16 protein-coding genes are annotated in these 15,474 nt (G+C 69.4%); 1 reads left to right on the forward strand and 15 read right to left on the reverse strand.

Going from position 1 to position 15,474, the window contains the following annotated elements; all coding sequences use genetic code 11:
• Positions 1-18: 18 nt before the first annotated feature.
• Complete coding sequence (locus OHA19_RS06495; protein ID WP_405718884.1) at positions 19-1,086, forward strand: ATP-dependent DNA ligase; 1,068 nt, start codon at positions 19-21, stop codon at positions 1,084-1,086.
• On the opposite strand, the gene OHA19_RS06500 is transcribed toward OHA19_RS06495, so the two are convergent.
• From OHA19_RS06500 to OHA19_RS06570, 15 genes are all read right to left on the reverse strand, one after another.
• Complete coding sequence (locus OHA19_RS06500) at positions 1,069-2,265, reverse strand: lytic murein transglycosylase (RefSeq protein WP_405718881.1); 1,197 nt, start codon at positions 2,263-2,265, stop codon at positions 1,069-1,071. The two genes, OHA19_RS06495 and OHA19_RS06500, sit on opposite strands and share 18 nt — an antisense overlap.
• A 23-nt stretch (positions 2,266-2,288) precedes the next feature.
• On the reverse strand, positions 2,289-3,044 hold the full coding sequence (locus OHA19_RS06505; RefSeq protein WP_405718878.1) for a hypothetical protein: 756 nt from the start codon (positions 3,042-3,044) through the stop codon (positions 2,289-2,291).
• Positions 3,045-3,104: 60 nt separating this feature from the next.
• Entirely contained in the window at positions 3,105-3,602 is a 498-nt protein-coding gene (locus tag OHA19_RS06510; RefSeq protein WP_405721996.1) for a nuclear transport factor 2 family protein, read from the reverse strand.
• Between the two features lie 88 nt (positions 3,603-3,690).
• Positions 3,691-4,320, reverse strand: coding sequence for a hypothetical protein (locus tag OHA19_RS06515; RefSeq protein WP_405718876.1), 630 nt, complete (start codon positions 4,318-4,320; stop codon positions 3,691-3,693).
• Entirely contained in the window at positions 4,317-4,838 is a 522-nt protein-coding gene (locus OHA19_RS06520; RefSeq protein ID WP_405718874.1) for a hypothetical protein, read from the reverse strand. The genes OHA19_RS06515 and OHA19_RS06520 overlap by 4 nt, the downstream gene beginning before the upstream one ends.
• Positions 4,835-6,097, reverse strand: a complete 1,263-nt coding sequence (locus tag OHA19_RS06525) for an MCE family protein (RefSeq protein ID WP_405749644.1) — start codon at positions 6,095-6,097, stop codon at positions 4,835-4,837. Before OHA19_RS06525 ends, OHA19_RS06520 begins: the two co-directional genes overlap by 4 nt.
• Complete coding sequence (locus tag OHA19_RS06530; protein ID WP_405749646.1) at positions 6,094-7,245, reverse strand: MCE family protein; 1,152 nt, start codon at positions 7,243-7,245, stop codon at positions 6,094-6,096. Before OHA19_RS06530 ends, OHA19_RS06525 begins: the two co-directional genes overlap by 4 nt.
• Positions 7,242-8,351, reverse strand: a complete 1,110-nt coding sequence (locus OHA19_RS06535) for an MCE family protein (protein WP_405749648.1) — start codon at positions 8,349-8,351, stop codon at positions 7,242-7,244. The genes OHA19_RS06530 and OHA19_RS06535 overlap by 4 nt, the downstream gene beginning before the upstream one ends.
• 1 nt (position 8,352) lies before the next feature.
• Positions 8,353-9,372, reverse strand: a complete 1,020-nt coding sequence (locus OHA19_RS06540) for an MCE family protein (RefSeq protein ID WP_405718865.1) — start codon at positions 9,370-9,372, stop codon at positions 8,353-8,355.
• Positions 9,369-10,400 carry an MCE family protein gene (locus OHA19_RS06545; RefSeq protein ID WP_405718862.1) on the reverse strand — a complete coding sequence of 344 codons (1,032 nt, stop codon included), beginning with the start codon at positions 10,398-10,400 and terminating at the stop codon, positions 9,369-9,371. Before OHA19_RS06545 ends, OHA19_RS06540 begins: the two co-directional genes overlap by 4 nt.
• Positions 10,397-11,698 (reverse strand): MCE family protein, encoded by a 1,302-nt coding sequence (locus OHA19_RS06550; RefSeq protein WP_405749650.1) that lies wholly within the window; start codon positions 11,696-11,698, stop codon positions 10,397-10,399. The genes OHA19_RS06545 and OHA19_RS06550 overlap by 4 nt, the downstream gene beginning before the upstream one ends.
• Positions 11,698-12,501, reverse strand: a complete 804-nt coding sequence (locus OHA19_RS06555) for an ABC transporter permease (RefSeq protein WP_072485014.1) — start codon at positions 12,499-12,501, stop codon at positions 11,698-11,700. Before OHA19_RS06555 ends, OHA19_RS06550 begins: the two co-directional genes overlap by 1 nt.
• A 3-nt stretch (positions 12,502-12,504) precedes the next feature.
• Complete coding sequence (locus OHA19_RS06560; RefSeq protein ID WP_405718856.1) at positions 12,505-13,356, reverse strand: MlaE family ABC transporter permease; 852 nt, start codon at positions 13,354-13,356, stop codon at positions 12,505-12,507.
• Positions 13,353-14,348, reverse strand: coding sequence for an ABC transporter ATP-binding protein (locus OHA19_RS06565; protein ID WP_405718854.1), 996 nt, complete (start codon positions 14,346-14,348; stop codon positions 13,353-13,355). The genes OHA19_RS06560 and OHA19_RS06565 overlap by 4 nt, the downstream gene beginning before the upstream one ends.
• A 557-nt stretch (positions 14,349-14,905) precedes the next feature.
• Positions 14,906-15,469: a hypothetical protein gene (locus tag OHA19_RS06570; protein WP_405718851.1), complete on the reverse strand. Its 564-nt coding sequence runs from the start codon at positions 15,467-15,469 to the stop codon at positions 14,906-14,908.
• Between the last annotated feature and the right edge of the window lie 5 nt (positions 15,470-15,474).

Consider the following 15,474-nt stretch of genomic DNA (forward strand, 5'->3'; position numbering starts at 1 on the left):
GTGGGTCAGAATCGGGCCATGGATCTGCCGGTGATGCCTCCTGTGAAACCGATGCTCGCCAAGTCCGTGGCCAGGATCCCGCCCGGTATGCAGTACGAGGCCAAGTGGGACGGCTTCCGCGCGATCGTGCACCGCGACGGCGACGAGGTGGTGATCGGCAGCCGCACCGGCAAACCGCTCACCCGCTACTTCCCCGAGCTGGTCACCGCGGTCCGGGAGAATCTGCCGCCGCGCTGTGTGATCGACGGCGAGATCGTGATCGTGCACGACGGGCGGCTCGACTTCGACCGGCTCAGCGAGCGCATCCACCCCGCCGATTCCCGGGTGCGGCTGCTCGCCGAGCAGACCCCGGCCAGCCTGATCGCCTTCGACGTCCTGGCGGTGGGCGACGATTCACTGCTCTCCACCCGGCAGTCCGACCGCCGCGCCGTGCTGGAGGCGGCGCTGTCCGGTGCTTCGGCCCCCGTCCATCTCGCCCCGGCGACCACGGACCCGGCCCTCGCCCAGGAGTGGTTCGAGCGGTACGAGGGCGCCGGGCTCGACGGTGTGGTGGCCAAACCGCTCGATCTGCCGTACCGCCCCGACACCCGGGTGATGTACAAGATCAAGCACGAGCGGACCGCGGACTGTGTGGTGGCGGGGTACCGATTCCACAAGAGCGGCCCGGTCGTCGGCTCGCTGTTGCTCGGCCTGTACGACTCCGCGGGCGTGCTCCAGCACGTCGGGGTCTGTGCGGCCTTCTCGATGAAGCGCCGCGAGGAGCTGGTCGCGGAGCTGGAGCCGTTGCGCGTCGATTTCGCCGGCCACCCGTGGGCGGCCTGGGCCGATGCCGAGGCGCACGAGCGGGCCCGGCTGCCCGGGACGCAGAGCCGCTGGTCCGGGAAGAAGGACCAGTCGTGGGTGGCGCTGCGCCCGGAGCGGGTCTGCGAGGTGGCGTACGACCACATGGAGGGCGACCGATTCCGGCACACCGCCCGGTTCCGCCGCTGGCGGCCGGACCGCACCCCCGACAGCTGCACCTACGCGCAGCTGGAAGAGGTGGTGCGGTACGACCTCGCGGAGGTGCTGTCAGCCGGCGGAGGCTGACCCCGACGGCGTGGCGCACGGGTCTTCGCTCGTCGTCGGGTCGGGCTCCGGGGACTCGGGGGTTCCGGCCGTCCCGGTCGGGTCCGGTGACGCCGAGTCCGTCGGGCAGCCGGAGCCCGGCTCCGTGGTGCCGGGGTCGGGGGTCGTTCCGGGGTCCGGGGTGGCCGGTCCGCTGTCGGTGGGATCGGGTGAGCCGGTGCCCGGGTCGGTGGGGTCCGGGGAGCCGGTCGGCGATCCGGAGGGCTTGGGGGTGGCCGACGGGGAGGAGGTGGGCGAGCCGCCGGGCTGCGGTCCCACGATGATGCCGCCGTCCGGGGCGCCGGGGCCGCCGACCGGGTGCTTCGGCTTGTTCGGTCCGCCCGCGCCGGGGCTCTTCGGGACGGTGCCCTTGCCGTCGGCCACCGGGTGGATGCCCTTGCGGTAGAACTCCAGCCAGGACAGCACGGTGCGCAGATAGGTGTCCGAGTGGTTGTAGCTGAGGATCGCCCGGTCCAGATCGGCCTTCACCGACAGATCGCGCGGTCCTGCGCAGAGGTAGCGCCCGGCGGCGAGTGCGGCGTCGTAGATGTTGTTCGGGTCGCGGCGCCCGTCGCCGTTCCCGTCCTGCCCCCAGTGGGCCCAGGTCGACGGGATGAACTGCATCGGGCCGACCGCCCGGTCGTAGTTCCGGTCGCCGTCGTACGCTCCGCCGTCGGTGTCCGGGATGCTGGCGAATCCGGCACCGTTGAGGACCGGTCCGAGGATCGGGGTGAGTGTCGTGCCGCGGGCGTCGACCCGTCCTCCGCCCGCCTGACCCGACTCGACCTTGCCGATCGCCGCGAGCAGCTGCCACGGCAGCCGGCAGCCGGGGTCGGTCTTCCCCAGTGCGCTCTCCGCCTTGCGGTAGGCCGCGAGCACCGTGGCCGGGATGCCCGCCTCGGACCACGACCGGGCGGCGGCCGGGCTCTGCTTCTGGCCGGCCTTCGGCGGCTTCGGCGACTGCAGCGGCGGCAGTTCGGTGTGGTACGAGTCGTCGTTGGGTACGTGCGACCACTTGACCTCGTCGGTCTTCGGGCGCTCCTTCGACGGCGCTTCGTGAGCGGCGATTCCCGGTGCCTGGGACGCGGTGAGCGCGGCCATCGCGACGACCGCGGTCGCCGTGCCGCCGAGTCCGCGGCGCATCGTGCCGTTGAACCTCATGCGTGCTCCCCTCTCGCCCCGGGTCACCGGGTGAACGTATCGATGGCGGAGATCCGCCAGGTCTCACCGCGGCGAACGGCGTCCACGGCGAACATCGCCGCCGCGTAGGTCGTCTCGTCCGACTTGCCGGTACGGGTGTTGCTCTGGTCTGCGAAGATCAGCAACCGGGCCCGGTCGCCGTCCAGGAGCTCCACGCCGCTGTCGGTGACGGTGGTGGTCAGCACGAGCTTCTGCTTCTGCCCCTGGGCCCGGACCTGGGCGAGCATGTCCTTGTGCTGCTGCACCGCCTTGCCGACCAGGTGGGTCCTGGCCGCCTCCTCGGAGTTGCCGGGCGAGGCGTAGTTGTACGAGAAGACCGCACCCACGGCGTCGGCGATCTGGCCCTTCACCTCGCTGGTGCGGCCGATGTCGGTGAGGGCGGTGTTCTGCCGGGACGGGTCGTCGCGCAGGCTGCCGGCCGAGGTGAACGCCCAGGCGGCGAAGGCCCCGAGGAGCACGGTGAGGGCGCAGAGAACGGCGGGCAGCGTGACCCGCAGGCGGGAGCGCCCCGCGCCGCCCGGTTCCGTCTTCTCACGGACCTCTGCCGGACCGCCGTCGTCCCCGGCCTCGTCGTCCGCGGCCTCGTCGTCGGTGGAGGTGTCCTTCGCGGACGGGTCCGGCACCGGCTCGTCGACAGCCGTGTCCGGGGTCGCGGGCCCGCGCGCCGGGGCGGCGGCTCGTTCCGCGGCGACGGTGGCCAGGCGGCGCTGACGGTTGACGAGGTGACGGGTCGTCGACATGTCCGGGGGTCCTCTCGGTGACGGGGTGGGAGTCGGTGGCGGCGGAGGCCGTCGGGGGCGTCAGCCGGCCGTGTTGCCGACGGGTGCCTGGCCGAGGGCGCTGAGCTTCCACCCCTCGGAGGTACGGCTGAGCCGTCCGAGCATCCGGCTCTCCTTCACCGCCGGCTTGCCCTTCGGCGCGGTCACGGTGACCCGCAGCGCCACCATCACTCCGGCCTTGCCGGCCCGGTCGTCGAGCTCGGTCACCGCCCCGGACAGGATCTGGGCCGTGCTGACCGTCTTCGCCTCCTTGATCTGCTTCACGAACGCGTCCCGCCCGTCGACGAGTTGCTGGTGCAGATCGCCGGTGGTGGAGTCCTCCCAGCTGTCGAGGCCCTTCTCCAGCTTCCGGTGGTCGAGCGTGTTCATGTTCTGGACGGCCTGCTCGCCCGCGGCCAGCGCCTCGTCGCGCGACTGCGCGTACTGTGCCGACTCCTCGTGCGCGGCGTCGTACCACGACACTCCGCCCCAGGCCGCCGCACCGGCCGCCGCGACCGTCAGGACGACCGCCGCCGCCATCAGCGGGTTCCTCGTGATCCGTACCCGTGCCATTGCTGTCTCTCCCCTGCCGGCCGATCCGTACCGAGTTGCGCGAGTGTGGGCACTGCTATCTGGAGGCGATCTCGACCACGGTCCAGTGGCCGTCCCGCAGTCGGGCGGTGACGGAGAGCTGCGCGGCCGCCGTGGTGGGCGGCTTGCCCTCCCGCTCGTAGACCTGGTCGAGGAAGACCAGCAAATGGGCGCTGTTCTCCGTCAGCCGGGTCACCCCGGCGCGAACGACATGGGTGGTGAGGGTCAGCTTCTGATCGGCGGCCTGCTTCTCGACCTGGCCGAAGAGGGCGGCGTACTGCTGGAGCGCCTTGCCGGCCAGGAGCTGCTTCGCCGACTCCTTGGTGACGGCGGTGGCCTGCGGGCTGTAGGAGAAGACCTTGCCGAGCGCGTTGCTGACATCGCCCGCGACCCGGGTGGTCGCCTCGCTGTCGGTCAGTGCGAGGTTCGATGTGGCGGGGGTGTCACGCAGCGCCCTGCCCTCGGCGAAGAGCACGCCGCCGGTCGCGAGCAGTACGACGGCCAGGACGGCTGCCGCGATGCGCGGCCACCGACGGGCCGCGGCGGTCGGGTCCGTCCGCCCCTCGTCGGTGTCCGTGCCGGGTTCCTCCGCGGCCTCTTCCCGTTCCTCGACCTCCCGCGCGTCCACGTCCGTGCTCACGACCGCCGTCCCTCCCCGCTGTTTCATGCGCCGCTCCCGACCGGGATCGCCGTGAGCGCCTTGATCTTCCAGCCGTCCCCGGTCCGGGACAGCGTGGCCTCGAAGCGCTTGCGTTCGGTGCCGGCCTTTCCGGAGCGCGGGGTGACCTCGACGTCGACGGTCGCGATCATCTCGGCCGTTCCGGTCCGCTCGTCGAGCGCGGTGAGCGCCGCGTCGGTGACCTTGCCGCGCGCGGTGGCACCGGACTTGGTCAGTTCCCCCGCATCCTTGCTCCGGGTCCGTCCCAGCTGGTCGTGGAGCGGCCCGGTCGAGGCGTCGAGCCAGGCGCCGAGGCCGGCGTCCACGCTCCTGGCGTCCTTGGCGTCGAGGCTGTTCAGCCGGGCGAGGTGGTGCTTCCCGTCGGCCAGCGCGGCATCGCGGCTCTTCGCGTACGCCAGGCTGTCGTCGCCGCGCGCCCGGGCGTAGGACCAGCCGCCGAGGGCGCAGACCAGCACCGCGGCGAACAGCACCGCCCAGCCGGTCAGGGTCCTGGTCCGGGACGTCATCGGCCGCCTCCCTGCCCCAGGCCCAGTAGTCCGGCCATGCCGTCCTCGGCCGCCGGGCTCCGGCCGGTGACACCGAGCGCCCCGGGCAGCCGTTTCGCGGAGCCGTTCCCCAGCAGCATGGATCCGGGTCTGGCGGGCTCGGGCACGGCGCCGCCCTTGGGAGCGTTGGCGCTGCCGCGGACATTGATGCCGGTGCCGGGCGACGAGGTGCAGCGGGCCTTGGTGTTGACGGGGGGTCCGGCCGAGGTGTCCAGACCGCTGCGGTAGACGGTGCCGCCGTAACCAGCGGTGCAGGGCAGGGGTTCGAAGAAGGTGACCGACATGCCGAACCGGGCGCCGTTCTCGTCGATCGCGCTGGCCCCGGCGGCCGCCACCGCGGGCAGTTTCACCAGGAGTTCCTCGATGCCGCGCTGCCGGGTCACGGCGACCTCGGAGGTGGTGAGGAGGTTGGCGACGACGACACCGAAGCTCGGGTCGAGGTCCCGCAGCAGTCCGCTGATCTGTCCGGTCGCGTCGGGGGCGACCGCGATCAGCTTGCGCAGATCGGTGTCGGATCCCTTGAGCTGGGCGGCCAGTTCCGCCGCTCCGGAGGCGAATCCCTTGAGTGCTTCGCCCTGTTCGGCCTGGGTGCGCAGCACGGTCCGTCCGTCGGCCATCAGCCGGGTGTTGACGGGCAGTGCGTCGTCCGCCGCCTGGACGAATTCGCTCCCGGTGTCCAACAGCACCTGGAGGTCGTCGCCGCGTCCCTCGAACGCGGTGCCGAACTCGTCGACGACCGTGCGCAGGGACTCCAGGTCGACCGAGCCCGCGAGGTCGTTGACGCTGGTGAGGACGTTGGTGACGGGTGCGGGGACGGTGGTGTCGGCCTGGTCGATGACGGAGCCGTTCGTCAGGTACGGGCCCTCGGTGCGGGTGGGCCGCAGGTCGACGTACTGCTCGCCGACCGCGGAGAGGCTGGCGACGACGGCCTTGAGGCCGTCCGGGATCTTCGGGGCGTCCTTGTCGATGCGCAGCTCGGCCTCGACCCCGTCGTCGGTGAGCTCGATCGGCCCGACCCGGCCCACCGAGACACCGCGATAGGTCACGTTGGAGTGGGTGTACAGCCCTCCGGTGCGTGGGAGTTGGACCTTGACCGTGTAGTAGCTGCGCAGGCCGACGTAGTGGCCGAGGTCGGCGTACCGCACTCCGAGATAGCCGAGCACGAGCACCGCGATGATCAGGAAGGAGATGTTCTTGAGCCGGATGGCGAGGGTGATCATCGGCTACTCCCGTCCGTGCCCGCCGTCGGGACCGCGGGAAGGGGCAGCGGCAGCGCCCGGGCGGTCGTGCTGGCGCCGGTCCCGCTCTCCGGCGGGGCCGCCGGGACGATCGGCGGGATGATCTGTGTGCCGGGCATGGCCGTCACATCCAGGTAGACGTTGAGGTAGTCGCCCTTCACCCCGCGCAGCACCTCGTCGGTGAACGGGTAGGTGAGCAGCACCTGGAGGGAGTCGGGCAGGGCACGTCCGGAGTCGGCGAGTGCCTTGAGGCTGGGGGCGAGGGCCTTGAGGTCGGCGATCATGTCGGCCTTGCTCTTGTTGACCGTGTCGACGGCCACGGTGGAGAGGGTGTCGAGCGAACGCAACATGGTGAGGAGCGAGCCGCGCTGCTTCTCCAGGACCTTCAGGCCGGGGCTGAGCCCGGTGAGGACCGTGCCGACGTCCTGCTTGCGGGTGGCGAGGGTTGCGGAGAGCCGGTTGACCCCGTCGAGGGCGTCGGTGATGTCCTTCTTGTGGTCGTCCAGGTCGGTGACGAGGGTGTTGACCCGGCCGAGCATGGAGCGCATCTGGGGTTCGCGTCCGGCGAGTGCCTTGTTGAGCTCGGTGGTGATGGTCTTGAGCTGGTTGACTCCACCGCCGTTGAGCAGCATCGACAGGGCGCCGAAGACCTCTTCGACCTCGGGGTTCCGGTTGGTCCGGGTCAGCGGGATCCGGTCCCCGTCGGCGAGTCTGCCCTGCGCGGTGCCGCGCGCGGGGGCGGCGAGCTGGATGTACTTCTCGCCGAGGAGGCTGGACTGTTCCAGGTGGGCGTAGGCGTTGGCGGGCAGTTTCACCTTGCCGTTGACCCGCATGGTGACCTTGGCGTTCCAGCTGCCCGAGCCCAGGGAGACCTTGGTGACCCGGCCGACGGCGACGTCGTTGACCTTGACCGATGCCTGTGGGGCGAGGCTGAGTACGTCGGCGAATTCGGCGGTGACCTCGTACGGGTGGTCACCGAGGTCGGCGCCGCCGGGCAGCGGCACCTGGTCGATCCCGGTGAACGAGGGCAGGCCCAAGGAGGTGACGACGAGGGCCAGGCCGACGCCCACGGCCAGCACCGCGGCGATGCCGGTCGTGCGGGGTCCGGGTCTGCGCAGCGTACGGCTCATCGGTTCGCCCCCTTCTTTTCCGTGGCGGTCTTCGCCGGGGTGCCGTAGACGGTGCCTACGGCCGGGAGCGGCAGGGTGGGCAGCGTCTTGCGGCGTGCGCTGTCCACGGGGGTGAGGCCGGCGAGTCCGGCGGCCTCGGTGAGCGGTCCCATGGAGATCTCGTTGAGGTTGGTGCGGCCGTTGAGAGTGCGGTTGACCGGGTCGTAGGCGTTGACGACGTTGCCCGCGGCGAGCGGCAGCGTGTCCATCGACTCGGCGAGCGAGGTCCGCTGGTCGACCAGGGTCTGGGTGAGCGGCACCAGGGCGTCCACGTTCGCCTTCAGGGCGCTGCGGTTCTTCTGGATGAAGCCCTTGACCTGGCCGAGTGCGGTGCCGAGTTCCTTCAGTGCGGCGCCGAGGTTCTCCTTGTCGTCGGCGAGGAAGCCGGTGACCGTGTTGAGCTGCTGTTCGGCGGCGCGCACATTGCCGTCGTTGTTCTTCAGCATGGTGGTGAAGGTCTGGAGGTAGGACAGCGTGTCGAAGAGGTTCCCGCTGCTCCTGTCGAGCGTCTTGGTGGCCTTGCCGAACTGCTCGATGGAGTCCCCGATGGCCTTTCCGTTGCCGTCCAGGTTCTTGGCGCCGGTGTCGAGGAGTCCGGACAGCGCGCCGTCGGCGTTGGCTCCTTCCGGGCCCAGCGCCTTGGACAGCTCCGTGATGGAGTCGTAGAGCTCGTCCACCTCGACCGGTGTGGCGTTGTTCGCGGCCGGCAGTACGGCGCCCGCCGCGAGCTCCGGTCCGCCGTCGTAGGCGGGGGCGAGCTGGACGTAGCGGTCGGCGACGAGGCTGGGGGCGACGACCACGGCGTGCGCGGACTTGGGGACCTTGACGCCCTTGTCGACGCGCAGGATCACCCTGACCTCCTTGCCCCGGGGCGTGACCGATTCGACCCGGCCGACCCTGACGCCGAGGATCCGCAGGTCCGATCCGGCGTAGACACCGGTGGCCCGGTCGAAGTAGGCGGTGACGGTCGTCGTTCCCTCGTCGTCCATCGCCATCACGCCGGTGGTGGCCGCGACGGCCACCACGGCGAGTCCGGCGCCGATGCCGACGATGCGCTTCATTCTCATGTCAGCGGCCGCCTTGCTGCTTGGGTGGCTTGCACTCGGCCCCCGCGGGGGTGCCCGCGGGCACGTACTCCTTCGGGACCACTCCGCAGACGTAGTTGTCGAACCAGCGGCCGCTGCCGAGGGTGTTGCCGACGAGCCGGCTGTAGGAGCCGGCGAGCGAGAGCACCTTGTCGAGGCTCTTGCGGTTCTTCACCAGGACCGCGGTGACCCGGCCGAGCGAGTCCAGGGTGGGCTTGAGCTGTTTGTTGTTGTCCTTCACCAGGCCGGTGAGCTGGGTGCCCAGGTTCTTGGTGCCGGTGAGCAGCAGGTGGATGGAGTCCCGGCGGGCCTGGATCTCGCCGAGGAGCAGGTTGCCGTCCTCCAGCAGGGTTTCGAAGCTGCTCTTCTTGCCGGCGAGCGTCTTGGTGAGCTGCTTGCTGCCCTTGAGGAGGGTGGCGAGCTGGGCGTCCCGTTCGGAGACGGTCTTCGAGAGGGCGGAGAGCCCTTCGGCCGCGCTCTTCACGTCCGGCGGGGAGTCCTTGAAGGTGGCGGAGATCGTCTCGAAGCTCTTGGCGAGCTGTGCGGTGTCGATCTCGCCGATGGTCTCGCCGAGTCCGTTGAACGCCTGGGTGACGTCGTACGGGGAGGTCGTGCGGCTCGCCCCGATGCGCTCGTCGGGGTCCTGCGGGGCGTCGCCCAGCGGGTCGACGGCGAGGTACTTCTCGCCGAGCAGGGTCTTGATGGCGATGCCCACGGTGGAGGAGTTGCCGATCCAGACGTCCTTGACCTCGAAGCCGACCTTCACCTTGGGGCCGTCGAGCGAGACGCTGGTGACCTCGCCGACCTTCACACCGGCGACGCGTACCTCGTCGCCCTCGCTCAGTCCTGCGGACTCGGTGAAGTCGGCGCTGTAGGTGGTGCCACCGCCGATGAAGGGCAGCGAGTCGGCGCGGTAGGCGCCCAGGCCGATGAGGGCGAGCACGACCAGCCCCACGACGGCCACGGCGACGGGGTTGCGTTCCCGTACGGGTTTGATTCTCATGACTGGCACCTCGGCTTCCTGACCTCGATGCCGGTGGGCGGGGCGCTGCCGTCCTCGGTCGTCACTCCGCTGACCTTGGCCTCGCAGAGGTAGAGGTTGAGCCACGAGCCGTAGGAGGTGAGCCTGCTGATCGCCGCCATCTTGGCGGGGGTCTTCTGGAGGAAGTTCTCGATCTGCGGGGTGCCCTTGCCCAACTGGTCGGAAAGGCGGCCGAGTTGCTTGATGTCGCTCTTGAGCGGTGCCCGGCCGTCTTCGAGGAGGTCCGCGGTGACGGTGGTGAGCGCTCCCATGGCGGTGACCGCCTTGCCGAGCGGTTTGCGGTCGCCGGCGAATCCGGTGACGAGCTTCCGCAGGGTGACGACGAGGTCGTCGAAACCGGCCTCGCGGTCGTTGACGGTCTTCAGGACCGTGTTGAGGTTCTTGATCACCTCGCCGATCACCTTGTCCTTGGCGGCGACCGTGCCGGTCAGCGAGCCGACGTGCGAGAGGATGCTGTCCACGGTGCCGCCCTCGCCCTGGAGCACCTGGACGATGGAACCGGCCAGCTGGTTGACGTCGGGCGGGGAGAGTCCCTCGAAGAGCGGCTGGAAGCCGTTGAAGAGCTGGGTGAGGTCGAGTGCCGGGGTGGTGCGGGAGATCGGGATGGTCGCTCCGGCGGCGAAGCTCCGGCCGACCGGTCCGGCCCCCTGGTCGAGGTCGATGTAGCGCTGGCCGACCATGTTGAGGTACTTGATCGAGGCGGTCACCGACGCGGGGAGCTTGCGCCCCTTGCGGACGGCGAAGCCGACCTCGGCGAGCCTCCTGTCGGCCACCCGGATGGACTCGACCTGTCCGACCTTGACCCCGGCGATCCGGACGCTGTCGCCGACGACCAGTCCGGTGGCGTCGGTGAACCTGGCCTTGTACGTGGTGGTGTCACCGACGCTCGTATTGGCGATGGACAGCGCCAGCACGGTGGTGGCCAGCACGGTCACCAGGATGAAGACGATGGATTTCGCGAGCGGAGCGGCGAGAGAGCGGCGCTTCACTTGAGCTTCACCTCCGCACCGCGGAAGGCCGGACCGATGAGCACGCTGCTCCAGTCCGGCAGGGTCTGCGGCTGGACTTTCAGTGAGGGAGCGACCAGCTCGTTGACGAGTTGGCTCTCCTGCGGGGAGTTGGGCATGCCGAGACCGGACTGGGGGCCCGACGGCGCGGCGCCGGCCGGTTCGCTGGCGGGTGCGGTGACCGGCGTCGCCGCGCGGGTGTCCGCGGTGGGCACGGTCCGGCCGACGTACGGCACGGAGTAGCAGTGCGGTCCGCCGGTCGAGTTGTAGGCCGGGGTGTCCTTGCCGGGCACGTACTTGCCCTTGGACTTCACGGACTTGATGGTGACGTGGAGTCCGGGCCGGTCGGTGCCCTTGCCGAGCGCCTTGTCCATGGCCGGGACGAAACCGGCCATGGTCCGCAGGGTGCAGGGGAATTCGTCCGAGTACTTCGCCAGCAGTTCCAGCGTCGGCCTGCTCTCGGCGGAGAGCCGGATCAGGTTGTCCTTGTTCTCCCGCAGGAACGAGGTGAGGTCCTGGGCGGAGGCGGTCGTGGAGCCGTAGAGCCCGGCGAGCTGTGCCTGCTGTTCGGCGATGGTGCCGCTGGTGGTGGTGAAGTCGGTGAGTGCGTCGAGGATGTCGGGTGCGGCGTCCTCGTACACCTTGCTCACCTTGACGAGTTCCTTGATGTCGGCGTTGAGCGTGGGCAGCTGGGGGTTGAACTTCGCCAGGTGGGCGTCGAGCGTGGCGAGGGTGTCGCCGAGCTTCTCGCCACGCCCTTCGAGGGCCTGGGAGACCGCGCCCAGGGTGGCGGCGAGTTTCTCCGGCTTGACCGCGGTCAGCAGCGGCAGGACGTTGTCGAGGACTTCCTCCAGCTCGATGGCGTTGCTGGAACGGTCCTGCGGGATGACGGAGCCGGCCCGCAGCGGCTGCGTGGACGGCAGCTCGGGCGGTACGAGTGCGACGAACCGTTCCCCGAAGAGCGTGGTGGGCAGCATCTGGGCGGTCACGTCGGCCGGGATCCGGTCGAGCTTGCCGGGGTCGATGGCCAGGGTGAGCCGGGCCCCGTCCCCGTCGGCCGCGATGTCGCGGACCTGGCCGACGACCACGCCGCGCAGCTTCACATCGGCGTTGTCGTGCATCTCGTTGCCGACGCTCGCGGTGCGTACGGTCACGGTGGCGTCGTCGGTGAAGTCCTTGCGGTACACCGAGACCGAGACCCAGACGAGTACGGCGGGTACGAGGAGAAAGGTGACTCCGGCGAGTCTGCGGCGGACGGTCTGCGTCCGGTGGGAGTTCATCAGCCGGCCACCTTCACCGTCGTGGTCGCGCCCCAGATGGCGAGGGAGAGGAAGAAGTCGGTGACGCTGATGAGCACGATGGCGTTCCGCACCGACCGCCCGACCGCGACGCCCACTCCGGCGGGCCCGCCGGTGGCGTGGAATCCGTAGTAGCAGTGGGCGAGGATCACCATCACGCTGAAGATCAGCACCTTGAGCACCGACAGCAGCACGTCGTCCGGGGAGAGGAAGAGATTGAAGTAGTGGTCGTACGTGCCCGCGGACTGCCCGTTGAACAGGACCGTGATGTAGCGGGACGCCAGGTACGAGGAGAGCAGCCCGATCGCGTACAGCGGGATGATCGCGACGACCCCGGCGATGATCCGGGTGGAGACGAGGTACGGCATGGACCGCACCCCCATCGCCTCCAGGGCGTCGACCTCCTCGTTGATCCGCATCGCACCGAGCTGGGCGGTGAAGCCCGCTCCGACGGTCGCGGAGAGGGCGAGTCCGGCGACGAGCGGGGCGATCTCGCGGGTGTTGAAGTAGGCAGAGATGAATCCGGTGAAGGCGGAGGTGCCGATCTGGTTGAGGGCCGCGTACCCCTGGAGACCGACGACGGTGCCGGTGAAGAGCGTCATCGCGACCATCACGCCGATGGTGCCGCCGATGACACCGAGACCGCCGCTGCCGAAGGCCACTTCGGCCAGCAGCCGCTGGACCTCGCGCAGATAGCGGCGCAGGGTCCGCGGAACCCAGATCAACGCACGTACGTAGAAGGTGAGTTGTTCACCGGATCGGTCGAGCCAGCTGAGCATCGACATCGGTCAGCTCCCCTTCGCGGGGACGATCTGGAGGTAGATCGCCGTGAGGACCGTGTTCACGAAGAACAGCAGCATGAAGGTGACGACGACGGACTGGTTCACCGCGTCGCCGACCCCCTTGGGGCCGCCGCGCGGGTTGAGTCCCCGGTAGGCGGCGACGATGCCCGCGATGAAGCCGAAGATCAGCGCCTTGACCTCGCTGATGTACAGGTCGGGGAGCTGGGCTAGGGCGGAGAAGCTGGCCAGGTAGGCGCCGGGGGTGCCGTGCTGGAGGATCACGTTGAAGAAGTAGCCGCCGAGCGTCCCGACGACGGAGACGAGCCCGTTCAGCAGTACGGCGACCAGCATGGTCGCGAGGACGCGGGGGACGACGAGGCGCTGGATGGGCGAGACGCCCATGACCTCCATCGCGTCGAGTTCCTCGCGGATCTTCCGCGAGCCGAGATCGGCGCAGATGGCCGAGCCCGCGGCGCCGGAGATCAGCAGGGCCACGATGATCGGGCTGGCCTGCTGGATGACGGCGAGGACGCTGGCTCCGCCGGTGAAGGACTGGGCACCGAGCTGCTGGGTCAGCGAGCCGACCTGGAGTGCGATGACCGCGCCGAACGGGATCGAGACGAGCGCCGCGGGAAGGATGGTGACGCTCGCGACGAACCAGAACTGCTCGATGAACTCCCGCACCTGGAAGGGCCGTCGGAAGACCTCCCGGCTCACGGTCGCGGCGAGCGAGAACAGCTTCCCGGTCTCGCGGAGCGGGGAGAGCAGACGGTTCGGGGGCTTGCGCTCCGGCGCCTTCGGCGGTGCCGCGTCGGCCGCGGGCGGCTCGGGCGGCAGAACAGGCATGGGGGCCGTCACAGGCGTTCACCACCCACGGCCGGCGTGTAGCTCTTCATAATGGCCGTACGGGCGGCCTCGGGCAGCTGCCCCATCATCGACAGGACGCGCTCCCGGCGGCGCACGGCGGCCTGCCGGACGGGCATGCCGGGCGAGGGCTCCAGCTGGGGTACGACGGTGCGCGGCCCGTTGGCGGAGCTGATGCCGACTCCGTAGCCGTTCATCTCCTCCGCGGCGAGGGTGGCGGCGTCCTTCTCCTCGGCCATCCCGATGGGCCCTTCGCGGCGGCCCGCGAGGAACTGGGCGACGACGGGCACATCGCTGGTGAGCAGCACCTCGCGCGGCCCGAAGGTGACGAGGTTGCGGCGGAACAGCATGCCCATGTTGTCCGGGACGGTGGCCGCGATGTCGAGGTTGTGGGTGACGATCAGCATCGTCGCGTCGATCTGCGCGTTGAGATCGATGAGCAGCTGGGAGATGTAGGCGGTGCGGACCGGGTCGAGTCCGGAGTCCGGTTCGTCGCAGAGGATGATCTGCGGGTCCAGCACGAGGGCGCGGGCCAGGCCGGCCCTCTTGCGCATTCCGCCAGAGATCTCGCCCGGCAGTTTGTCCTCGGCGCCGAGGAGACCGACGATATCGATCCGCTCCATGACGATCCGCCGGATCTCCGATTCCTTCTTGCGGGTGTGCTCACGCAACGGGAAGGCGATGTTGTCGAAGAGCGACATCGATCCGAAGAGGGCGCCGTCCTGGAACATGAGACCGAAGAGCTTCCGGGTCTCCATGATCTCGCGTTCCGGGCTGTTCACCATGTCGACGCCGTTGATGAGGACGCGCCCCTGCTCCGGCTTCAGCAGACCGATGATGGATTTCAGGAAGACGGTCTTTCCGGTGCCGGAAGGCCCGAGCATCACGCTCACCTCACCGGCGGGCAGTGTGAGGGTGACGTCCTGCCAGATGTTCTGTTTACCGAAGGACTTCGTGAGGCCCTCGACGACTACTTCGATTCCCATCGGTCCTCCTTCGAAGTTGTTGTGAACGAAGTCATCTGTCAGCGCTCCGGCTCTGAGAAATGCAATGGCGGCTCGTCACACATGCACCAGGAGGCGCACGCTATGTCCGCCGAAACCGCCAGGACAAGCCGTTGAACAGCGGAAATCGACGAATCTGGGGCTCGGTGAGGATCACTTGTCACCGAGTGACAAAGCCACGCGCAGGCTTTGTCGGAATCTGCGCAAGACTCTCCGGGGCACAGACCGGGTCCCGCAGCCGGCGAGGCCGGAGCCACGAAGACCCGAAGTGCACCGAACGAGCCGTCACGGATATGTTTCCGCGCTGCTCAACCGGGACGCTACGGCTCGGTAACCTTTCTTCGCAATAGCGGTCCCTGAACTTTCTGCGCGATGACCTGCGTTCGCATCGCTTTTGTGAACGAATGAGTATTCGACGCCATTCACTTGTCGAGAAGTGAGTCCTTCCGCAGCACGACCGGAGGGCAGGTCACACATGCGTCCGCCCCGCCCGGCAATGTGATCCGGACAGGGCGGACGAGCGAAGGCAGCAACCGGAGCTATGCGAAAACGACCCGATAGGTGGCCGTGAACGCCGCCGGATCCCCATCATTGAGGAGACCGGAACAGTTGTCGACGTTCGATATGCTGAGACCCGTTCCGCCGGGCACCGAGAATTCACCGGTAACGGTGTTGAACACGGCGTTGCTCACCGATCCGGATATGGATCCCGAACAGGTACCGAACAACGTGTCGATGGCGAATCGCACGTTGACACCCGAGACACTCCCGGAGATCACGCCCCCTGAGGAACTCGCCGGGTCGAAGACCATGGGACCGCTCTGTTCGACGTCGGTGGTGGAGCCCGGTTCCCCCGCACACTCCCACGTCACTTGCTGGATCACATGGTCCGTACCCGAGGCCGCACTCCGGTCGCAGGAGATCGGCTGGTCGGTGGCGACGTCGAGGAACTCGGCCGTCGATCCGGGGGCCAGTGCCGCGGTCCAGGCACCGGCGGCCCGCACCGGGGCCGGTGCGGCTGAGGCCGCAGGTACCGCCGGCCCCGCCGCGGCGGCGACAACCGCCGCGACCACGCCCATGGTCCGGCCGGACAGAAGTCTCATGGGTT

This window comes from Streptomyces sp. NBC_00012 (assembly GCF_045040875.1).
Lineage (GTDB): Bacteria > Actinomycetota > Actinomycetes > Streptomycetales > Streptomycetaceae > Streptomyces.